The organism is Oleiphilus sp. HI0125 (assembly GCF_001635355.1).
The window spans coordinates 1-738 of record NZ_LWGF01000008.1; the positions used below are offsets into that span (position 1 = coordinate 1).

1 pseudogene is annotated in these 738 nt (G+C 42.0%); it reads right to left on the bottom strand.

The features are described 5' to 3' along the window. Positions 1-738, bottom strand: a pseudogene (locus tag A3762_RS00500) (exopolyphosphatase); the annotation flags it as partial.

The following is a 738-nucleotide window of genomic DNA, read 5'->3' on the forward strand; positions in this document are numbered from 1 at the left end:
CTTTATATTTAGCTCGTTAAGGTTATCAATATGGCCAAGTTCAATGATTTGATCTCGTAAAGTCTTCAATCGCTTATAGGATAGTCGCTCTATCTGAGTGCCATCTTCTGCTTCTAACGCTTGAAAAACTGCTTTGATGGAGCCTGAAGCCCCAACACATTGCTCCCAACCCTTCTTCTTATATATTTTCTTAATCGGCATGATTTCGCGCTCTGCTTGAACAATAGCTTTATGGAAACCGATCTTTGTTATTTTTCCGTCTTTAAAAAAACGCTCCCTAAACGAGACACAACCCATGTGCAAACTTGCGCGTTCAAGTGGTTCAAATCGTTCACCAATTATGAACTCCGTCGATCCACCACCTATATCGATCACTAATCTACGGCCATCGTCATCAGCCAATGTATGTGAGACACCTAAATAAATTAAACGCGCTTCTTCTAAACCCGAAATAATTTCTATGCGCGCACCTAATTTTTGTTCCGCTTTAGCTATAAAGTTCCCACCATTTTTTGCGACTCTCAATGCATCAGTTCCAACGACTTGAATCATACTTTTGTCGATATTGTGTAATCGTTGAGAAAAACGGTCGATGCATGCAAGAGCGCGTTCAATGGTGTCCGCCTCAAATGCACCTTGGCTATTAATACCAGCAGCTAATTGAACTTTCTCACCCAAACGATCGGTAAAGCGGACTTCCCCTTGCTTTACGCTAGCAACAGCCAGCGTAAAGCAAGG